Genomic DNA, 19,539 nt, shown 5'->3' with positions numbered 1-19,539 from the left:
TGCTGCGATCCGCCCCTTAATCATGAGGCGTTTCCGGCAATGGCGGGGTGATAACTGCTGCTGGGGTAGCCGCAATGACCTCTGGGGAGGGTTTACGCTTCCACCACCAGCCACGATGAATCATCTTCTCAAAGCGAATCTTCTGCCGCAGCCAATTCAGCATGCCAGAGAAGGTAACGACCAGAATCCCAATCCCATCCCACACATCAACAGGTTGATGGAAGATGAAATAACTAAAGGCCACAATCCAAGCCATCTGACTATATTGGGGCAAAGCCACGCGATTAGCCGGAGCGATGGAGGCCGCCAACATCAGTAACAACTGCCCAGCAGCGGCCAAAAAGCCATAACCAAAAAGCAATAGCCATTCCGCTACCGTATGAGGGATGACGAAATGCTTCGCCATCAAAATCCCATCCCCCACTAACGGCCCAAACAAGCTAGAGCCAAACAAAGTAAGGCGGGACGCTTCCTTCCCCGCAAAGCGATAGGCAATCACACTCACAGCGGTGGACATCGCGGCTAAGACCGCACAAAGATGGCCGAAATTAAGGGCCTTCATACCGGGGCGCAGAACAATCATCACCCCAACAAACCCCAACAGAACAGACAGCCACGCCCAGCCCGTCACCTGCTCTTTAAGGAATAAGACCGATACAATCGTCACAAAGAAAGGCATAAGGAACATGAGCGAGAGGGCCTCTGGCATGGGTAGAAGCATAAAGGCCTCCACACTGGCTGCTGTAGCCACAAACACCGCCGCCGCTCGTAACAGCCAGAGCCATGGATGGTTGGAGAGGACCAGCGCGCTATAGGATTCCTGCGGTCGCCGCAATGTTGGGACAATCAAAAACCCAAAGACACCACCAAAAAAGGCGACCTCAAAAGGGTCCAACGCCCCTGCCAACCCTTTGGAGCAAGCATCACTGATGGAAAAGAACGCATACCCAATAAAAGCCAGCACAATGCCAGACGTAAAGAGTATCTTCCGCATGAAACCCCACTCCTTGGTACATCAATCATGGCTGCACCAGCCTTAGAGGGAGAAAGAGACTCCCCCCATCACACTCCGCCGCAGCCCGTATTGTGGGGCACCAACCCCAATGCCGCTGCCATCGCGTAGCATATAATGCTTATCAAACAAGTTGATAACATCCAAGCGTAGCTGCATGTTATGCCCCCCTAATGCAGCGATATGACAGATATGCTGTACCAGGGCGAGGTTAAAGGTCACATAGCGCGGCACATGCGCCCCGTTGGGGATGTCTCCGGTGGCCGTCTCTTTATCCTGCCGTAACCCGCTGCCATAAACCATCGTCCCAGAAAGGTGCAAAGGGTGATTCGTCTTACGAAAAGCCGTATAAGCCGCCCCCGCTGAGGCCGTTACACGTTGATCATGGTCTAAATGCACCCAATGATGGCGCATATATTGGAGGTCATCTTCATCAAAGTTCCATTGTGCGGAGTTAATATCCTTCCCCATCGCGCGGGAGAGGGCAACATTGCCATATAAGCTCCACGGCCCAGCCTCATAATCGGTTGTAAACTCCACCCCCCGCACATGGCCCCGGCGGTAATTATAGGCCGTCAAAATCACCGGCGCGCCGAACTGCCCTTCATCCAAAAGATTTTTCGCATCCTTCCAATAAGCATCCACCCCGATGAACCAATGCGGGGTAAGGCGTTGGATAAAGCCAATATCGTAATAATTATCCCGCTCTGCTTTCACGCGGTCATTTTGATAATGCGCTGGGGCGGCCGATGTATTGGCAAACCGGCTGAGGCTAGTTGTGCCGATGGTCTCAAAAGGTGGGGGGGTTAAATAACGCGCATAACCAACATGAAACCGCCCACCACGCCACGGTGTCCACACCAAAGAGATACGCGGGCTAAACTGATGGGCATGGACATATTCCTCCACACCATCAAACCGCGCACCAAGATTGAGGGTAAGTTTACGCGTAATCTTCCACTCATCTTGAATATACGCCCCATATAGAGCCCCGGTCTTGCCTGATGAATCATGCACATTCATCGGTTGAGGGATGATGCTTCCATCCTCTGCTAAGGGATACACCGAGGCGTTGCTTTTACTCACCGCCCGCTCCCCATAGGCTTGCACCCCACCACGCAGCGTATGAGCATGATTAAGACGCCATGTTACATCACTCTGCACCCCGCTAGAAAAGACCGACCGCGCCGCTTGCTGCGCTATGCCGTTATAAACAAGGTCCCCCACCCAATCGGGCGAATAACGCATAGAACTATAGCGAAGAATGGCTGATGTCTGAGCACTAACAGTCTCATGCTCCTCTTGCCATGAAAGGATAGCGAAGTCGGTAATCTGCTGCTGATGCTCATCCAGATGGCTACTATCAGGCGCGTTTGCCTGCATAGAGAGTGCATTATCTGCCTTAAAAAGCGGGGTTGCAAATTGATGTTGTTGGCCGGGATTATTAGGTAGCTGATACCACGCATTGGATATCCCCGCTGTAAAACTAAAGCGCGTCTCTGGCCGGAGGGTATAGCGCACATGCCCTAGGATATGATGCTGACGTGAGAGATCGTGAATCGCATTATAGCTGGGAGTGGTATTCTCTATCCCCACCCGGTCATGAATCATATCAGCGGTGATAAAGCCATCCCACTGGCCCCAATGCCCACCATATTGGAGGGAAGGCTGCACATAATCCCTCACCCCGCCATAGCCGGAGAGTGTTCCGCCCTCATCCGACACACCATTTTTGGTTTGAATATCAATCACCCCCGCTTGGCGAAACCCATATTCCGCTGGCAGAACGCCCGTTGTCAGGCTCATAGAATGGGCAAAGCGGGTCATCAAAGCCTGCCCGAACACATTCACCCCTTCTGGTAAGGCCACACCATCCAGCCGGAATTGAACATTATTATGATCCCCCCGGATATGAATCTGCCCATAACTATCCTGCGTAACACCGGGGGCCTGCAAAAGGATGCTGTTAAGGGCAGCATTATCCCCGCCGGGATTGGCCTCTATAGCTTTGCGGGAGAAACTTGTCTGCGTGGCCCCAATGGCAGGTTGCAAAGCTTGGCGCGCTTGGTCCAACCGCCGCGCTGTCACATGGATGTGCTCCTCCTGCGCGCTAAGCGGATGTGCCTCCTCTTGCCCCTCTGCTGCGTTATTAGCATCACGCTGCACAGGCTGGCGGCTCTCTTGTGCCCATATTGTAGGCGGTAACATCCCTCCCACAACCAAGGCGACATAAACACCCCCGCCCCACCGCTTTACCGCCATGCCACTCTCCACTCCTTCACGCACGCATCCTGCTTCGTGAAGAATGTTATGTTATACTATAACATTTGTGAAGGTGCTTCTTACCCTTATCGTGAAAAAAGCCGGGACATAGCCCGGCTCATGGTCAAATCATCTTCACGCCAATCAATAACAATAAGCTTCCTAAAATGAGCCGTTGCCATCGCTCTGGGCAGCGGCCTGCGCAATGTGTGCCGAGCCAAATACCGGGCAAGGAGCCGCTTAAAAGCAGCAACAATGTTGGCACAATAACATCACCCTCCACCCAATGGCCTGCCCCGGCAATGAGTGTGAGGGGGATAGCATGAGCAATATCAATGGCTACGAGTTCACGCAGTGGCAAAGTGGGGTAGAGCATCACCAGCACGGCCATGCCAATCGCCCCGGCCCCCACGGAGGAGAGGCTCACCATGCAGCCCAGCACAAAACCTAGCACAACCGTTAGCACCCGCGATTGCACCGGCCCACCAAGCTGATGCCGTAAGACCCATGCTTTTAAGGTGGGACGAAAGAGAATGGCAGGGGCGGTTATTAATAAGCAAATACCCAATGAGACACGAATAACCTGCGCCATTTCTTGCGGGGAGCCTATATGCCGCAGCCAAAGGAGCGCGACTGCCACACCGGGAAGGCTGCCAGACATCATCCACAACACGATAGACCAACGCACCGGCCCACATCGCCTATGTAAAAACGTGCCAAACAACTTCGTCATCGCGGCATAGATGAGGTCCGTCCCCACCGCTGCTTTAGGATGAATCCCACAAAGGAGGATAAGCAGCGGGGTCATGAGGGAGCCGCCGCCAACGCCCGTCATACCCACTAAAAACCCCACTAACGCACCGGAGATGACATAAGCAAAATGCTGCATCACCCTATCCTCCCTTAAAGGTGGGGCTTACCGTAATGGGTAAACTCCTCCCGTCCCGGCCTTTGCCTTGGCAAAAACCGGCTTCTTTTCCCTAAATAGACAGTCCTTACGGCCTGAGCGGCTTACCGTACGGCTTTATGCACAGCGTCTGTTAAATGCTGTACGCTACGGGCCACATCCCCATCACCGGGGACAATGACATCTGGCGTCTCTGGTGGCTCATAGGCAGCGGATACACCGGTAAAGGAGGCAATCCGCCCCTTCTCAGCCTGTGCATAAAGCCCCTTCGGGTCACGCTGGCGGCAAAGCTCTGGTGCGGTATCAACAAAGACCTCATGCCAATCCTCACCGATAATCGCCCGCGCCATGGCACGATCCTGCGCTAAAGGCGACACCAAAGCGACCAACACAATCTGCCCACTCTCTGCCAAAATCCGCGCCACATGCGCGACACGGCGGATATTCTCCCGCCTATCCTCTGGGGAGAAGCCGAGGTCGCTACACAAGCCGGAGCGCACCGTATCGCCATCTAACACTGTGACATTCAGCCCTTCATGGCTGAGAGCCTCCTCAGCATGGCGGGCGATAGTGCTTTTGCCAGCACCGGGTAAACCTGTCAGCCAGAACACAGCACGCTTATGCCCGCGCAACCCTGCCCGAACAGCCTCACTCACACCGCTTGCTGTAGGATGAATGGCATGCGCCCCATCTGCCAACGCAGCTGGGCCGATAAGCGGCGCCCCACCGACAATCTTCTGATGCCGGTCCACCAATACACCGCGCCCATCTGGCATCCCCGGTGCAAAGGGATCGAACAAGATATTCCGTGCGACCGCCAACGTAATCTCGGCAAAACCATCGGGGGGAACTTCATCAGCGGGGCTGAGGGTGAGGTCATCCAGATTCACCACCGCATCAATCGCCGCAACCGTCACGTCATATTCCGCTGTGGCTAAACGTAGGCGGAAGCTTTCACCCACATGCAACGGTTCACCACGCAGCCAAAAGAGCCGTGTTTTCAAACGCGCCGCTTTCAATGGGGCAGCGGCTTCATCCCCCGCAGGAAAGAGCAAATCCCCACGGTCTGGTACGAGGTCAGGCTCTAAGCGCAAAGCAATGGACTCACCAGCACCTGCAACAGGCTCATGCGGGGCATGCCAACGGCAGACCTCCGCCACGGTGGCCTCCTGCCCTTGCCCGCCAATCACCAGCCGGTCCCCCTCCCGCACTGTGCCGCGCTCAATACGGCCTGCGACATAACGCACACCTTCAAAACGATACACATCTTGCACAGGCATACGCAAAGGCAGCGCATGACGAGAGGCTGGCGGCTGAATCTGCGCTAGGGCCTCCAACAAGGTTGGGCCTTTATACCATTCTGCCCTCTCCGAGCGGGTAGCGATGTTATCGCCATCCCGTGCCGAAGCAGGAATGACCTGCTTAACATCAATCTCCAACCGGGCTAACAACTGGCGAATATCGCCCTCGACCTGTTTAAGCTTTGCCTCATCAAAATTGATGCTATCAGCCTTATTAAGCAGCACAATCACATGACTAATGCCGATGAGCCGTAGCAACATCGCATGGCGGCGTGTTTGCTCGCGCACGCCCTCAGCTGCGTCAACCACCAGCACGGCAGCCTCTGCATCCGCTGCACCAGTAATCATATTCCGTAAAAATTGCCGATGACCCGGCGCATCGACAATCACAAAATCCCGCCCATTTAGCTGGAAAGGAATGCGCGTGGAATCCACCGTCACGCCTTGGTCCCGCTCAATCTGAAGGGAATCGAGCAGGAAGCTCCATTCCACAGCAAGGCCACGCTTACGGCTACTCTCGACAATCTGGACGAGGCGGCCATCAGGCAGGCTATCTGTATCGTATAACAAACGGCCAATCAGGGTGGATTTGCCATGGTCCACATGGCCAACAATCACAATCGGCGTGCTAACACCATGACGAACCTGCGTAGAAGATGAATGAGGTTGTGTCATCGTTAAAGCTCTCCTCACAAATAGCCAGCAACGCGGAGACGCTCAAACGCATCTTCTGATTCATGGTCCATAGCGCGGCCCGCCCGCTCGGACGTGCGGCTTGTCTCAAGCTCGGCAATAACCTCCGCCACGGTGGAGGCTTGGCTTTCAATCGGGCTGGTAATGTCTTGGTCGCCTAGCGAGCGATAACGATTGCCATCTTTTGCGAAATAGAGGTCCACTAGCGGAATATTCTCGCGCTCAATATACCGCCAAATATCTAGCTCCCGCCATGCCAGCAGCGGATGAACACGCACATGCATCCCCTCCTCATAAGGGGTAGCATATTGGTCCCAAAACTCTGGCGGTTGGTTCCGCACATCCCATTGATGGCTCGCCCCGCGCGGGCTAAAGACGCGCTCTTTAGCACGGGTCGCCTGCTCATCCCGCCGGATACCAGCCACAACACCGCGGAACTTATGCTTATCAATCAAATTCGCTAACCCGACCGTCTTGCGTGCAGCAGAGCGTGCAGCGGGGGGGAGAGACGGGTCCATCTCCTCCACGGGGGGACATTCCCCTAAAATGAGGTCTAAGTTCCATTTTTTGGCGTATTCATCACGAAACGCATACATCTCGGGGAACTTCTTACCCGTATCCACATGCATCACGGGGAAAGGCACATGACCCATAAACGCCTTACGCGCGAGCCAGACCATCACGTTACTATCTTTGCCTAAAGACCATAGCAGGGCCATAGGCTTCAGCTTACGATAAGCCTCCCGCAGGATGAAGATGCTCTGGGCCTCTAATTGGTCCAAACCATCCATAATATGTGCGTCTTGCAGAGCCATGCCTGCTCCCTTTCCTTACTGATAAACCCGATAGTCGGGCGTCATTCTACGGGCCGTTCCGCTAATAAAGCCGTGGCTGAAATCTCTTCCTTATCCGCACCGGGTGGCGGCGTAACAGGCACAGGGCGATGTAGGCCACATTCCGTTTTCGCAAGCCCAGCCCAGCGGCCTGCGCGGCTATCCTCACCCGCACCAACGGGCCTTGTGCAAGGCTCACACCCAATAGAGCGATAACCACGCGCAACAAGAGGATGAGCAGGCAAGGCTTTCTCCTTCATAAAGTCAGCAATCTGCGCCTCACTCCACCCAGCAAGAGGGTTAAGCTTTACACTGCCATCCGCCTGCCGCTCAGCCACTGGAAGGGCTGCCCGCGTGGCTGCTTGCATACGCTTACGCCCCGTCACCCAAATATCAAACTCTGGCAGAACAACATCTAAAGGCTCTACTTTACGCAGGGCACAACACGCATCAGGGTCGAAGGCCACAAGCTGGCCCTCCGGGTCACGATACTCGACCTCTTTACGCGCAGGCTGGAGGGTGCGGACATCCTCCAACCCCAAATGCTGGCTTAGCTCATCACGATAGGCCAAAGTCTCCGGGAAATGCCGCCCTGTATCGAGGAAGAAAACCGGCACGGCTTTATCCTGCGCGGCAATCTGCGCGAGTAATACGGCGGACTCCGCCCCAAAGGATGAAATCACCGCCACGCGACCGGGAAAACGTGCCAAAACAGAGGCCAGCACACGCCCTGTTTCCTCCTCTGACGCAGCAACAACCCCCTGATGAGGAAGGGTTTGAAATTCATCCTCCGAGACTGCCACGTACCCTGCTCCTGCATCTTTAATACGATAAGAAAGAGAGTAATTGCATAATCCACTAACTTCAATGTGTATTTTATATAAAAAATGAAAAAAGATCATTTTTTGATGATATAAAGATAGCTTTGTAAAGAAATTCAGCCAAAATATTTGCTTTTATTAAACTATTTATATTCGTTGTTTATTCTCTCGCAGCATCCTTAAAAGCGGAAGGTCAACGTAGAGAGCATATAGGTCCCATTCTTTCCCCCCGCTTGCCGCATCCGATGGGTAAGAAAAATAGCCCCACCATCAAGCTGCCAATTCACATGCTGTTGAAGCTGAAATTGCACCTGCCCTTGCGGTTGTAACCCCACGGCACGTCCCGCCGCCCTTAGACGAGACCCCGCTAAAAAGGAAAAAGGCGATGAGGAGTTATACAGCCCATCATGCACGCTCTCTCGCCATAAATACGGCACACGAATACGGATATTCATAAAAGGGCGAGGCGCAATGCTCATAAGCGGGCCTGCACTAATAAGGTTAGCCCGCGCTATCGTCCGTGTGAGGTCGAATGTCGCATTACGCGGGGAGAAAGGGGCCGAGAATGTTCCCTCCGTACCATGCGCGCGACGATTATCCCCCCCGCTATAAGCCTCCGCCTGCACACCGAGGAAGGGATGTAAGGAGGAGGAAGAATGACGCCAGCCCGCCACCCCACGCACAGCCCATGCGCTCACTGGGCGGCTGCCGATAGCAGATTTACTCGGATGGAACCGCCCTGCCTGATAAACGCCACTAACATCATACTCAAAGGCGGGGGCCGAGCCATACCAGCGAAACCCGCCATTTTGGCGCGTCTGCGTGCCAGCCTCGCTTCCTTTAAGCTGGGCGATAGCAGCAGACTTCCCCCCATAATGAAAGCCCATCCAAAATAGGTCCAAAAAAGAATGAACCTGCTGCCCCGCGATAGAAAAACGCGGCAGAGCGACCGTAACATCGCCCCCATAAAGGCGCGTTCCATCATCAAATCCGCCGCCCATGATGGTATCTCGCGTCACTTGTGTTGCCACAAAATTATACACATCAACCCGCACACGCTCCCACATGGCATAGCCTCGCGCGCCATTCCATGAGAGTTGCACATTAGGGGTCTCACGGGCGTAAATCAGCCATGAAGGGGCATCCAAAAATTGCTGCCGCCCGACCATTACGCCCGTTTTAGCACCTAGAAGCTTCTGCTCGTAACGAACAAAAAGCTGCTGCAAGCCAAGCCTACGCCGCCATGTCGCGTTATAGCCGTAATAATTCCACCCTGCGGCCTCGCCATTATTAAGCTGCCCGAATATCTGCCAATGCGTGCCGAGATGCAGCTCTGCCCCCAACAAATTACGCACTGTAAACCGGCCAGAATGACGCTTACCCACTGTGCCAAGCATCGGGCTGGATTCATACCAGTTCCGAATCCGTGATTCCCCGGAGAGGGTCAGCCAAATACTGCCTGATTCATTCAGACGAATCGCTTTTAGAAGGTCCAGAAAATCCGTGTAATTCTTCGGGTCTTTTTTGCTGCTCCAATCCTCAGCCCATGGGGCCACACCATAAACCCCCACCGGGCCAAAACCTGCGAACTCCCCATTCCCCCAATTAAAAGCCCCCCAATCGCCCTGATGCCGCTTTTTAGAACGATTCTGCTCCAGCGTGACACGACGTGGTTGGCCAATCACCCCCGCCCCCGGCATGACCTCCACCGCTGGCGGGGGCTTATCCTCTGCCTGTAACGGCCCTACCCCGCCAAAGCACGCCGATGCCACCATCACAATAGATGCCCATACAGGGCCATCCCATTTTGACACATCACCGATGATATACGCACGAGCATGGCGTGATGACGAGACGGAGGGCATGGGACATCCACTTATACGATATGTAATAGTACAATATATTACATATGTTTTTATCCCCTTTGTGAAGTCGTGAAATTATAATTCCACGATTATTTTTCCGATTCTACGCCACACAATCTTGCAAAAAGCGGGCCATGGCCTGTCCACGATGGCTGAAACGGTTTTTCTCCTCCTCGGTCATTTCGGCAAAACGGCGGCTCTCCCCTTCAGGGATAAAGATAGGGTCATAACCATGGCCATGCGTCCCACGCGGGGGCCATGCGACATAGCCATGACATGCCGCCTCTACCATACGATACGCCCCATCAGGCCACGCCACACATAAGACCATAACAAAAGAGGCCCCTTTATCAGCAGAGCCACTGGCCTGCATCGCCTCATATACGCGGTTCATCGCGAGGGTCATATCACGCTGCGGACCAGCCCAGCGGGCGGAATACACACCCGGCTTGCCGTTAAGGGCTGCAACGCAAAAACCAGAATCATCTGCCAAAGCAGGCAGGCCGGTTGCTTTTGCTGCGGCCGCGGCCTTAATCAGCGCATTCCCGGCAAAATCCGCTGCGGTTTCCTCTGGCTCTGGCAAATTTAATGCCGCTGCGGAGCGGACTGTAATGCCGCTCTCCGCCAATAAGAGGGAGAACTCTCGTAATTTACCTTGATTATGGCTAGCAAGGACAAGCTCACTCCCCCGCGCTAGGCGGCGCATTTTATCTTCATAATGCGGCATAAAGCTTAGCCTCCCTTTTTACGAGTGAGAGCTTCTTTCTGCACGGCAAAGAGGGTCTGTGTGCCTTTCTGTGCAAGGTCAAAAAGCTGTTGGAACTCCTCCGGGCGGAAGGGGCGATCCTCCGCTGTGCCTTGAATCTCCACAATCCCGCCATCGGCTGTGAGGACAAAATTGGTATCGGCCTGCGCGCTGCTATCTTCTTGATAATCAAGGTCCAACACAGCCCCGGCCTCTGTCAAACCACACGATACAGCTGCGACTTGTGCGGTCAGAGCTTTGCTTTTGCCCATCCCCTCCAACGCATGCGCCAGGGCAACCCATGCCCCGGTAATGGAGGCACAACGCGTCCCGCCATCGGCATTCAGCACGTCACAATCTAGCGTAATCATACATTCGCCAAGGGCTTTAAGGTCCACGCAAGCCCGAAGGGACCGCCCAATGAGCCGCTGAATCTCCTGCGTGCGGCCTGATTGCTTACCCCGTGCTGCCTCGCGGGAGCCACGCGTATGAGTCGCGCGCGGTAACATGCCATATTCCGCCGTTACCCACCCTTGGCCCTGCCCTCGCAGGAAAGGTGGCACCCGTGTCTCGACCGAGGCCGTGCAGAGCACTTCCGTCCCCCCTACGCGAATCAGCGCAGAGCCTTCCGCATGAGTAGCAAAGCCTGTCTCGATTGTAACAGAACGGAGGGCATCGGCAGCGCGACCGGAGGGACGTGTAACCATGAACTAAATCCTTAACTCTTTTTAAAACAAGCCCCACAATAAGGCTTATCCTATGGGCGTCCAGCACCGTACCATAAAACAGAGCCTATGAGGCTGCCTCCCGTTTTTTTATTGACCATGTTATAGAGGGCAGCATGACGCGTTCTTCTATGCTGCCAGACAGCCCGCCACCGCCTTTTCAGAAGCCCCGTTTCCGCCGTTGGCGGTTCTTACTAGGGGCTGCGCTTAGCCTTTGCACGCTTGGCCTTGCCACCCTTGTGCTGGTGGGTTGGGGCTTATATGCCCATCTTAGTGCTAATCTCCCCAGCGTAGAGAGCTTGCAACATTACCAACCCCCCGTTGTAAGCCGGCTATACACCGCTGATGACCAACTCATGGCCGAACTCTCGCACGAGCGGCGTATTTATGTGCCCATCCGGGCCATCCCCCCACGTGTGCGTAACGCCTTCCTCGCTGCGGAGGACCAAAATTTCTATTCCCATGGCGGGGTGGACCCTTTAGCGATGCTGCGTGCTGGGGTGACGGATATTATCAGCATCCTCACCCATCAGGGTAAGCGTCCCCTCGGGGCCTCCACCATTACCCAACAGGTCGCTAAGGTCATGCTGCTTAATAATAACAGCCTGACCATCGACCGCAAAATACGCGAAGCTCTGCTTGCGATGCGTATTGAGCGCACCCTCTCCAAAGACCGTATTTTAGAAATCTATCTTAACGGGATTTATCTGGGTAATGGGGCTTATGGTGTAGAAGCCGCCGCTCAGACTTATTTTAACAAAACGCTCGACCAACTTAGCAATGCCGAGGCTGCGATGCTGGCCAGCATGCCTAAATCCCCTAGCAATTATAATCCCTTCCTCCACCCTAAAGCGGCGATGTGGCGGCGCAACTGGGTGCTGGACCGGATGAGCGAGACACGCGCCATCACCCCAGAGGATGCCCAGCAAGCTAAGCAAGACCCGCTCATCCCCCAAGGCTATACGCGCTTCGGCCCCTTGCAGGATTCCGAATGGTTCGCCGCAGAAGTCCGCCGCCAGCTCACCACCCTCTATAGTGAGGAACAAACCACCGAGGGCGGGTTGGATGTCCATACCAGTTTGGATGCTCACCTCCAGCAAGTCAGCACTCATTTATTACGGGAAGGGCTCATCAATTATGCACGCACGCATGAGGGCTGGCACGGCCCTGTAGGGCACCTAACCAGCCTGACAACATGGCAAGATGACCTCCCCAGCCAGAAGCCTCCCGCAGGGATGCTCTCCTCATGGCGGTTAGCCGTTATACTCTCCCCAGCCCCAGTAGTGCATGTTGGGTGGGTGAGTGGCCATACAGCCCACACCGCCACACTCCGCAAAGCTGATGAGAGCTGGAGCCGGCGCACTCATCCACTTCTCCCCGGTCAAATCGTGATGATTGAACCGCAAAGCGATGGCTCCGCAGCACTAGAGCAAATCCCCCAAGTGGAAGGGGCTACCGTCACGCTGGATGCCCATACAGGCCGTGTGCTGGCCCTTGTGGGGGGCTGGTCCTTCCAGCAAAGCCAATTTAACCGTGCCACACAGGCCCAACGTCAACCGGGGTCCTCCTTTAAGCCGCTCGTCTATCTTGCTGCGATGGAGCGGGATATTTCCCCCTCTGAAACATTTGATGATTCCCCCATCAGCTTTGGGGATTGGAAGCCGCAAAATTACGAGCATGATAATTGGGGCCCCACCACGTTGCATGATGCCCTGCGGGAGAGCCGTAACCTCGTCACGATTCGCGTTGCCGCGCATCTAGGGATGAAGGCTGTTAGCGATATAGCGGTACGCTCTGGCATGGTGAACAATATGCCGCCTTACCTGCCCGCTGCCCTCGGTGCGGTGGAGACAACCGTCCTTAAAGAAGCTGGGGCCTATGCTGCTATCGCCAATGGTGGCCATAGCATCACCCCTAGCCTCATCGACTATATCCAAAACCCAGATGGGACAATTATTTGGCGAAATCAGGCTAATCACCGTACCGTCACAACGGAGAATGGCCTGCCTGTCATCCATGATGACCGGCCCGTCCTCGCCTCCCCGCAAAGTGCTTATCAAATCACCACCATGATGCGCGATGTCATTGCCCGTGGGACTGGTGTGCGCGCAGGTGTGGGGATTGACCGCCCCATCGCCGGGAAAACCGGGACAAGCCAAGATTATCATGACGCATGGTTTGCAGGCTTCTCGCCCGATGTCGTCACTGTGGTGTGGATTGGTTATGATAACCCCCGCAGCCTCGGTAAGAACGAGACAGGCGGCCATCTCTCCGGCCCTATCTGGAATGGCATCATGAAAGCCGTTTTTGCCACCCGTCCCAAACTGGACTTCCCCACCCCAGAGGGCATGACCTTGGCAGAATATGACACAGGGCGCATCCGGGCGATTGATGCGTTTAAACAGGACCAGATTCCAGGAGCATCCGTCCCACTGCATGGCTTTGGCGATGGGACACAAACCCTTACTGCGGCCGATACGGGTGCGGATATGATTCCTGATTCTGAGACCGATATGCCCAGCAGCACCCCCAACAACACATCCGGTTCTGCTAACCCTGCCAATAGTGATGCCCCCCTTCCCCCCCCTACACCCATGGCGGCTACGCCAGCCCCCAGCACTCCCAACACGACACCAAACACCACAGGGGGAGGTGACATTGGCGTTGGGGGGCTATACTAAGGCAGCATCACTAACCATAGGAATAAGGAGAACGCCTCATGTCGGCTGAGACCGAAGCCCTCTCCGAGCAAATCAAGCAGTCTGTTGCACTGCTGAGGAGGCATCTTTGACTGGGATGCCGCCAAAACACGCCTTGCTGAGCTAAACCACCTCGCTGAGGACCCAGAGCTTTGGAATAATCCAGACGCTGCCCAAAAAATGATGCGCGAGCGCACCATGCTCGCTAATCAGATTGAAGGGGTCGAGGCCTTAGAGACTGAAGTGCAAGACACGCTCGACCTTGTCGAACTTGCCGAGATGGAGAATGACGAGGCTGTCATCCAAGATGGCCTGACCACTCTGCGTGCCTTAGCCGCCCAAGCCCAACAGCGTGAGACGGAGAGCCTTCTCTCTGGTGAGGCCGATGGGAATGACTGTTACCTTGAGGTCAATTCCGGCGCGGGAGGGACCGAGGCGCAAGACTGGGCCGAGATGCTGCTGCGCATGTACACACGTTGGGCCGAGCAACATGGCTATAAAGTCACGCTGATGGAAAGCAGCGCAGGCGAGCAAGCGGGGCTAAAATCGGCTACGATTCTCGTAAGCGGCCCCAATGCGTATGGCTGGCTGAAAACCGAAGCCGGGGTACATCGGCTTGTCCGCATCTCCCCCTTTGACGCTGCTGCACGCCGTCAGACCTCCTTCGCCTCCATCTATATCTCCCCCGTTGTGGATGATTCGATTGAGATTGAAGTCCTCGATTCTGACCTCCGAGTCGATACATTCCGTGCTTCTGGTGCGGGGGGCCAGCATGTGAATAAAACGGATTCGGCTATCCGTATTACGCACATCCCCACCGGCATTGTTGTGGCCTGCCAGACAGACCGCTCCCAGCACCGCAACCGTGCCACTGCGATGGAGATGCTGCGTGCCCGCCTTTACGAAACTGAGCTGCAAAAGCGGGAGGCTGAAGCCTCCGCCGCTGAAGCAGCTAAGACGGATATTGGTTGGGGACACCAAATTCGCTCCTACGTTCTCGCACCTTATCAGCTGGTCAAGGACTTGCGGACGAACATAGAGAAAGGCAACCCCGATGCCGTTCTTGATGGTGATTTAGATGAGTTCATGGCCGCGTCACTCGCCCAACGTGTAAGCGCAACACGCTCCGAAGCCAGTGCAACCGCACAATAACGGCGTACGCGCCTAAATGGGATGCCCTTCATTTAAGAGGGCATCCCACCACGACCAAAGGGGTGATCCTCCCCCATCAAGAGCAAAACTTGTCATTTTTATAGGCAGCTCTGGTGTAACTTATACACAGAGAGCAATCTCAAAAACGTGATTTTAGAGACCAAAAAACCCTCAAAAATAGCCATTTATTAACCATCTCATAAGTTATGCACAATTTTCTCTTTAGTTATACACACTCTCTTATGCGAAAGAGTCGCATATAATATCTTGCATAGAGGCCCCCGCTTAGGCCATCTTGACACCAGAAACTAGACGGGACTGGTCCCGTGTAGGCATGGTGTATGAGCTGAGATAACAAAGGGGCAAAGAGTTTTGCTATGAAAAGCTACGCTGCCTTACAACGTAGGCCGATTGACTATATCGTTGCCGCTGTTGTGGCTTTTCTTGCCATTGGGTTGGTGGTCTATGCCCTCACGCTCAATAAGGCAGAGAAGACCGAGCCTGCACACCCGCCGATTCAAACGGTCATCATTGCAGAGGCACCACCTCCCCCACCACCGCCACCGCCGCCTCATCCGGTCATGGTGCAGCCACCACCACCTTATATCCCTCCCCCGCGCATTAAGCTGCCACCGCCGCCTAAGCCGCCTATCCATCATAGCGCGCAAAAAGTGCCTCAACCTAAAGTGGCTCCTACATCTGTCGCGCCTGCTGCCACATCGGCCTCGGCAGCGTCCAGCAGCAGTAGTGGCAGTGGTGATAGCACCTCCGATAGCGACCATGCTGCTGGGGCTGTGCCGATTAATAATGTGCGGCCAGAATATCCTGAAGAAGCCCAAGAGGAGAGCCGGGAGGGCTCTGTGACGGCTTCATGCGATATTCTCACCAATGGCAAGCCCGCTAATTGTAAGTTGCTCAGTGTAAAAGGAGGGCATGATTTTGCCGAAAGCGCACTCAACTTCCTAGAACGCTCCCCCGTACGCTACCAACCCGCTGTGGCTGGCGGACAACCCATTGTTGAACATAACCACGTCCTGCATGTGGACTTCACCCTCGGTGATGATGAATGAGTATCGCCTCATCCATCACCCGCTTATTTGCCCTGACCACAGGGTCCGTTAAGAAAACGCACCTTGCGTTGATAGACAAGGATATGAGATTCATGACCAGAATGCTCCGCCTTCCCCTGACACATACCGCCTCTAAAGCGCGTCCATTCTACGGTACGGCTTTGGCCTTAATCCTTGCAGCTATGCCGCTTTCCTCTGCGGCGTTGGCTCAAGAGGCAAGCCCTGCTGTACCGCCCGCGGGGGCGAGCGCACCAGCCCAGCCCCCCGCTGGGGCAACAGCTCCCGCACAAGCCCCCGTTACAACAACTGCTCCGGCTCAACCGCCAGCAGGGGCGACTAGTGACGCACAGCCTCCCGCTGGGACCGAGGGCAATGCCCCTGTCACAGCAACCCCCGTCAGCGACAAACCCGCTGATGATGCCTCAAAAGAGAATCCCTATGGGCTGAAAGCCTTGTGGAAGAATGGGGACATCATCGCCCGTGGCGTCCTGCTGATTATGGCTCTGATGTCCTTAGGGACATGGATTATCATGGTCAGCAAGTTCATTGAGCAATCCCGTCTCTTTAGTGCCTCCAAAGCGGCAGACCGGACCTTCTGGACACAAAAGACCATTCAAGAAGGGGCGAAAACCCTCAAGCCCACCTCGCCCTTCCGCTATATTGCGGAGACAGGCATCATCGCCGCGCAGCATCATGAAGGCTCCATGCGGGATTCAATCGACCTGCAATCTTGGACAGCCATGTCCATCCAGCGCGCGTTAGAGACCATCAATACACGTTTGCAAGCGGGTCTCGCCTTCCTCGGTACGGTTGGCTCCACATCGCCCTTTATCGGGCTTTTTGGTACGGTTTGGGGTATTTACCATGCTCTGACAGCTATCGGCATTGCAGGGCAAGCCTCCATTGATAAAGTCGCTGGTCCTGTTGGTGAATCCCTCATCATGACGGCTATCGGCCTTGCTACCGCTGTCCCGGCTGTGTTGGGGTACAACCTTTTGGTGCGCCGTAATAAAGGAGCGATGGATCGCGTCCGTAATTTCGGCTCTGACCTTCACTCCGTTCTGCTCGGCGGCTATCGGCATGAAGATGGCCTGAGCGAAGCCGTGAAGGATGACAGCCCCACCACGACAACCACCAGCACGCGAGTCTAATCATTATGGCTATGAACATCGGTAACGGTGGAGATGATGACGGCGAGGTGGTGTCGGCTATCAACACCACGCCGCTTGTTGATGTCATGCTGGTGCTGCTTATCATCTTCCTCATCACCATCCCGGTAGCGACCCATACGGTTAAGGTGCAGCTACCGGTGGACCGCAACCAGCCAACCAAGACCAAACCGGGCAATATTGTGTTGGCTGTCACCGCTGATGGGCAAAGCTACTGGAACACCACCCCCCTCACCGGGCATAAGGACCTCCTCAACCGCCTTATGGAGGCAGCACGCCAGCAGCCTCAACCGCAAATCCAAATCCGTGGCGATGGGTCTGTCCAATATATGCCCATCGGTCGGATTGTAGCGGCGTGCCAAGAGGCTGGCATCCAACATGTGGACTTCATCACCGAGCAACCACACGACTAACCCCCTCTATTTACCTAATCTGTAACAGAGGCCCCATTTTCTGCCCCCTCTTTGGGGGCCAAACCGGACGAACATTTTGGGAGGTCCATCATGGCTATGGGTATTGGCTCTAGCAGCACTCATGAAGATGAAGCCATTGTCGATATCAACACCACCCCGTTGATTGACGTCATGTTGGTGTTGCTCATCATGCTCATCATCACCATCCCCCTCCAAACTCATTCCGTGGCGATTGACCTCCCCCAAGGCAACCCGCCTCCCTCGGCGATACAGCCACAAATTGTCACGATTAGCATTAATTACGACAATTCATTGAGCTGGAATGACATGCCCATCCCCTCTGAGGATGCTCTCCAAGCGCATATTAACGAGGCCGTACATCCTGCAACGGGGGACCAGCCCGAAATCCATATCCGGCCCGACCGCCTTGCGAATTATAAAACCGTGGCTCATGTCCTTGCCGATGCCCAGCGCCTTGGTGTGACCAAACTCGGCATTGTAGGGTTAGAGCAAATGATGGAGGGCCAATAATCATGATGTTCCCATCTCTCAAACAGCCGCGCCCGTGGCTTTTAACAGCCCTAATTGGTCTTTCTGCCACCGGGGTTGCAGGGCTAACGCACACCCCTCTTACTCCCCTCGCCTTCAACACCGCTTATGCAGAGGATGAGCTAGGGCAAGAGGTTGGCAAGCCACTCCAACAAGCGCAAGCTGCTCTGGATACCCACCACCCTGCTCAGGCGTTAGAGTTCATCAAACGCGCGGATGCTATCCCGACAAAAACCGCTTATGAGAGCTACGTCATCGCCCAAATGCGCGCTGCAGCGGCAAGCCAAGCAGGTGATGTCCCAACGGCCTTAAAAGCGTATGATGTGCTCATCACTAATGAGCGCACAGCCCCTGCAACACGCCATCAAATGCTCATGGCCCAAGCCAGCCTTGCTTATGGGGCGCATGACTACCCTAGCGCAGCCCGTGCCGCCAGCCGCTACCTGCGTGAGGCTGGCCCTAACCCTGCGATGCAAACTCTCTTGCTGCAATGTTATTACCTCCAACAAGATTGGAAGGGCTTAACAGGGGTTGGGAAAGCCATCCTCGCCGCGGACCAAAAAGCCAAGCTCATTCCCGCGGAAAATCAGCTCCAAATGCTGGCGACTGCTTATGATAAGCTGCATGACATCACCAATAAGACGGGCATTTATGTCAAGCTGGTGAAATATTATGCACGGCCACAATATTGGCAGATGCTGATTCATGACCTCACGACGGACAGCACCTTGACCCCGCGTATGGTCTTTAACCTCCAACGCTTACGCCTCGCAACCGGGCTGCTTACAAACCCGGCGGAGTTCCAAGATATGGCCGAGCGTGCCGTCCAAATGGGGCTACCACAGCTTGCGCTTAATTTACTGGATGAAGGCTATAACCGTCATCTCCTCGGTACGGGGCCACAAGCAGCAGCCCAAGCGCGTTTCCGCGCCTTTGTGGCCCAACGCGCGAACGAGACACGCGCGGCTCTTCCTGCTGCTGTTGAACACGCCAAAACCTCACCAGATGCAGGGCTATCTCTCACAGCAGGTTATAATCTTGTCCTCAATGGGCAGGTGGACCAAGGCATCGCCCTGATGCAGCAAGGCCTCGCAAAACACCCGCATCAACCAGACCTTGCCCGTCTGACCCTCGGTATGGCCCTGCTGGATGGCGGCAAACGTACCGAGGCTATTGCCCTCTTTAACAGCGTAAATAGTGACGGTGCGGCCGATAATCTTGCGCAGTTATGGGCCGTCCAGCTTACCTCTCATGCCGCCTCTGCTGGAAAATGACATCATCTTCATAAAACTCACCCTTAAAACTATGTGAATCTTTTGAGAA

At 55.0% G+C, this 19,539-nt stretch carries 16 protein-coding genes; 7 read left to right on the top strand and 9 right to left on the bottom strand.

The window, feature by feature from the left end; genetic code table 11:
- Positions 1-16 precede the first annotated feature (16 nt).
- The 9 genes from GM557_RS01375 to rph all read right to left on the bottom strand — a co-directional run bounded on the left by GM557_RS01375 (position 17) and on the right by rph (position 11,146).
- A complete protein-coding gene (locus tag GM557_RS01375; protein WP_155572652.1) occupies positions 17-994 on the bottom strand; it encodes a DMT family transporter in 978 nt (325 codons plus the stop codon).
- Between the two features lie 42 nt (positions 995-1,036).
- Complete coding sequence (locus GM557_RS01370; RefSeq protein WP_196424564.1) at positions 1,037-3,274, bottom strand: TonB-dependent receptor; 2,238 nt, start codon at positions 3,272-3,274, stop codon at positions 1,037-1,039.
- Between the two features lie 124 nt (positions 3,275-3,398).
- Positions 3,399-4,163: a sulfite exporter TauE/SafE family protein gene (locus GM557_RS01365; RefSeq protein WP_099026453.1), complete on the bottom strand. Its 765-nt coding sequence runs from the start codon at positions 4,161-4,163 to the stop codon at positions 3,399-3,401.
- Positions 4,164-4,285: 122 nt separating this feature from the next.
- On the bottom strand, positions 4,286-6,157 hold the full coding sequence (gene cysC / locus GM557_RS01360; protein ID WP_155572651.1) for an adenylyl-sulfate kinase: 1,872 nt from the start codon (positions 6,155-6,157) through the stop codon (positions 4,286-4,288).
- Between the two features lie 14 nt (positions 6,158-6,171).
- Positions 6,172-6,966, bottom strand: a complete 795-nt coding sequence (gene cysD, locus GM557_RS01355) for a sulfate adenylyltransferase subunit CysD (protein ID WP_155573436.1) — start codon at positions 6,964-6,966, stop codon at positions 6,172-6,174.
- Between the two features lie 65 nt (positions 6,967-7,031).
- Positions 7,032-7,811: a phosphoadenylyl-sulfate reductase gene (locus GM557_RS01350; protein WP_257875099.1), complete on the bottom strand. Its 780-nt coding sequence runs from the start codon at positions 7,809-7,811 to the stop codon at positions 7,032-7,034.
- Positions 7,812-8,008: 197 nt separating this feature from the next.
- The gene (locus GM557_RS01345; RefSeq protein WP_155572649.1) at positions 8,009-9,694 is read right to left on the bottom strand and encodes an alginate export family protein; all 1,686 of its coding nucleotides are present in this window, start codon (positions 9,692-9,694) and stop codon (positions 8,009-8,011) included.
- Positions 9,695-9,797: 103 nt separating this feature from the next.
- Complete coding sequence (gene rdgB, locus GM557_RS01340) at positions 9,798-10,400, bottom strand: RdgB/HAM1 family non-canonical purine NTP pyrophosphatase (RefSeq protein WP_155573435.1); 603 nt, start codon at positions 10,398-10,400, stop codon at positions 9,798-9,800.
- A gap of 26 nt (positions 10,401-10,426) precedes the next feature.
- Positions 10,427-11,146 (bottom strand): ribonuclease PH, encoded by a 720-nt coding sequence (gene rph, locus GM557_RS01335; protein WP_099026457.1) that lies wholly within the window; start codon positions 11,144-11,146, stop codon positions 10,427-10,429.
- 134 nt (positions 11,147-11,280) lie between these two features.
- On the opposite strand from rph, the gene GM557_RS01330 reads away from it, so the two are divergent.
- The 7 genes from GM557_RS01330 to GM557_RS01300 all read left to right on the top strand — a co-directional run bounded on the left by GM557_RS01330 (position 11,281) and on the right by GM557_RS01300 (position 19,490).
- Entirely contained in the window at positions 11,281-13,845 is a 2,565-nt protein-coding gene (locus GM557_RS01330; protein ID WP_155572648.1) for a penicillin-binding protein 1A, read from the top strand.
- Between the two features lie 38 nt (positions 13,846-13,883).
- A protein-coding gene (prfB, locus tag GM557_RS01325) for a peptide chain release factor 2 (RefSeq protein ID WP_155572647.1) occupies positions 13,884-15,015 on the top strand; the annotation gives its coding sequence in 2 pieces (ribosomal slippage) (positions 13,884-13,952 and positions 13,954-15,015; 1,131 coding nt in all).
- Positions 15,016-15,392: 377 nt separating this feature from the next.
- Complete coding sequence (locus GM557_RS01320) at positions 15,393-16,085, top strand: energy transducer TonB (RefSeq protein WP_155572646.1); 693 nt, start codon at positions 15,393-15,395, stop codon at positions 16,083-16,085.
- Between the two features lie 92 nt (positions 16,086-16,177).
- Entirely contained in the window at positions 16,178-17,236 is a 1,059-nt protein-coding gene (locus GM557_RS01315; RefSeq protein WP_155572645.1) for a MotA/TolQ/ExbB proton channel family protein, read from the top strand.
- A 5-nt stretch (positions 17,237-17,241) separates the two neighbouring features.
- Entirely contained in the window at positions 17,242-17,667 is a 426-nt protein-coding gene (locus tag GM557_RS01310) for a biopolymer transporter ExbD (protein ID WP_099026461.1), read from the top strand.
- Between the two features lie 90 nt (positions 17,668-17,757).
- Positions 17,758-18,198 carry a biopolymer transporter ExbD gene (locus tag GM557_RS01305; protein ID WP_099026462.1) on the top strand — a complete coding sequence of 147 codons (441 nt, stop codon included), beginning with the start codon at positions 17,758-17,760 and terminating at the stop codon, positions 18,196-18,198.
- Between the two features lie 2 nt (positions 18,199-18,200).
- A complete protein-coding gene (locus tag GM557_RS01300) occupies positions 18,201-19,490 on the top strand; it encodes a tetratricopeptide repeat protein (RefSeq protein WP_155572644.1) in 1,290 nt (429 codons plus the stop codon).
- The last annotated feature ends 49 nt before the right edge of the window (positions 19,491-19,539 follow it).

It is taken from the genome of Bombella sp. ESL0385, assembly GCF_009725755.1.
In the GTDB taxonomy this organism is placed as follows: domain Bacteria; phylum Pseudomonadota; class Alphaproteobacteria; order Acetobacterales; family Acetobacteraceae; genus Bombella; species Bombella pollinis.
This window is presented reverse-complemented; position numbering and strand designations above follow the sequence as displayed.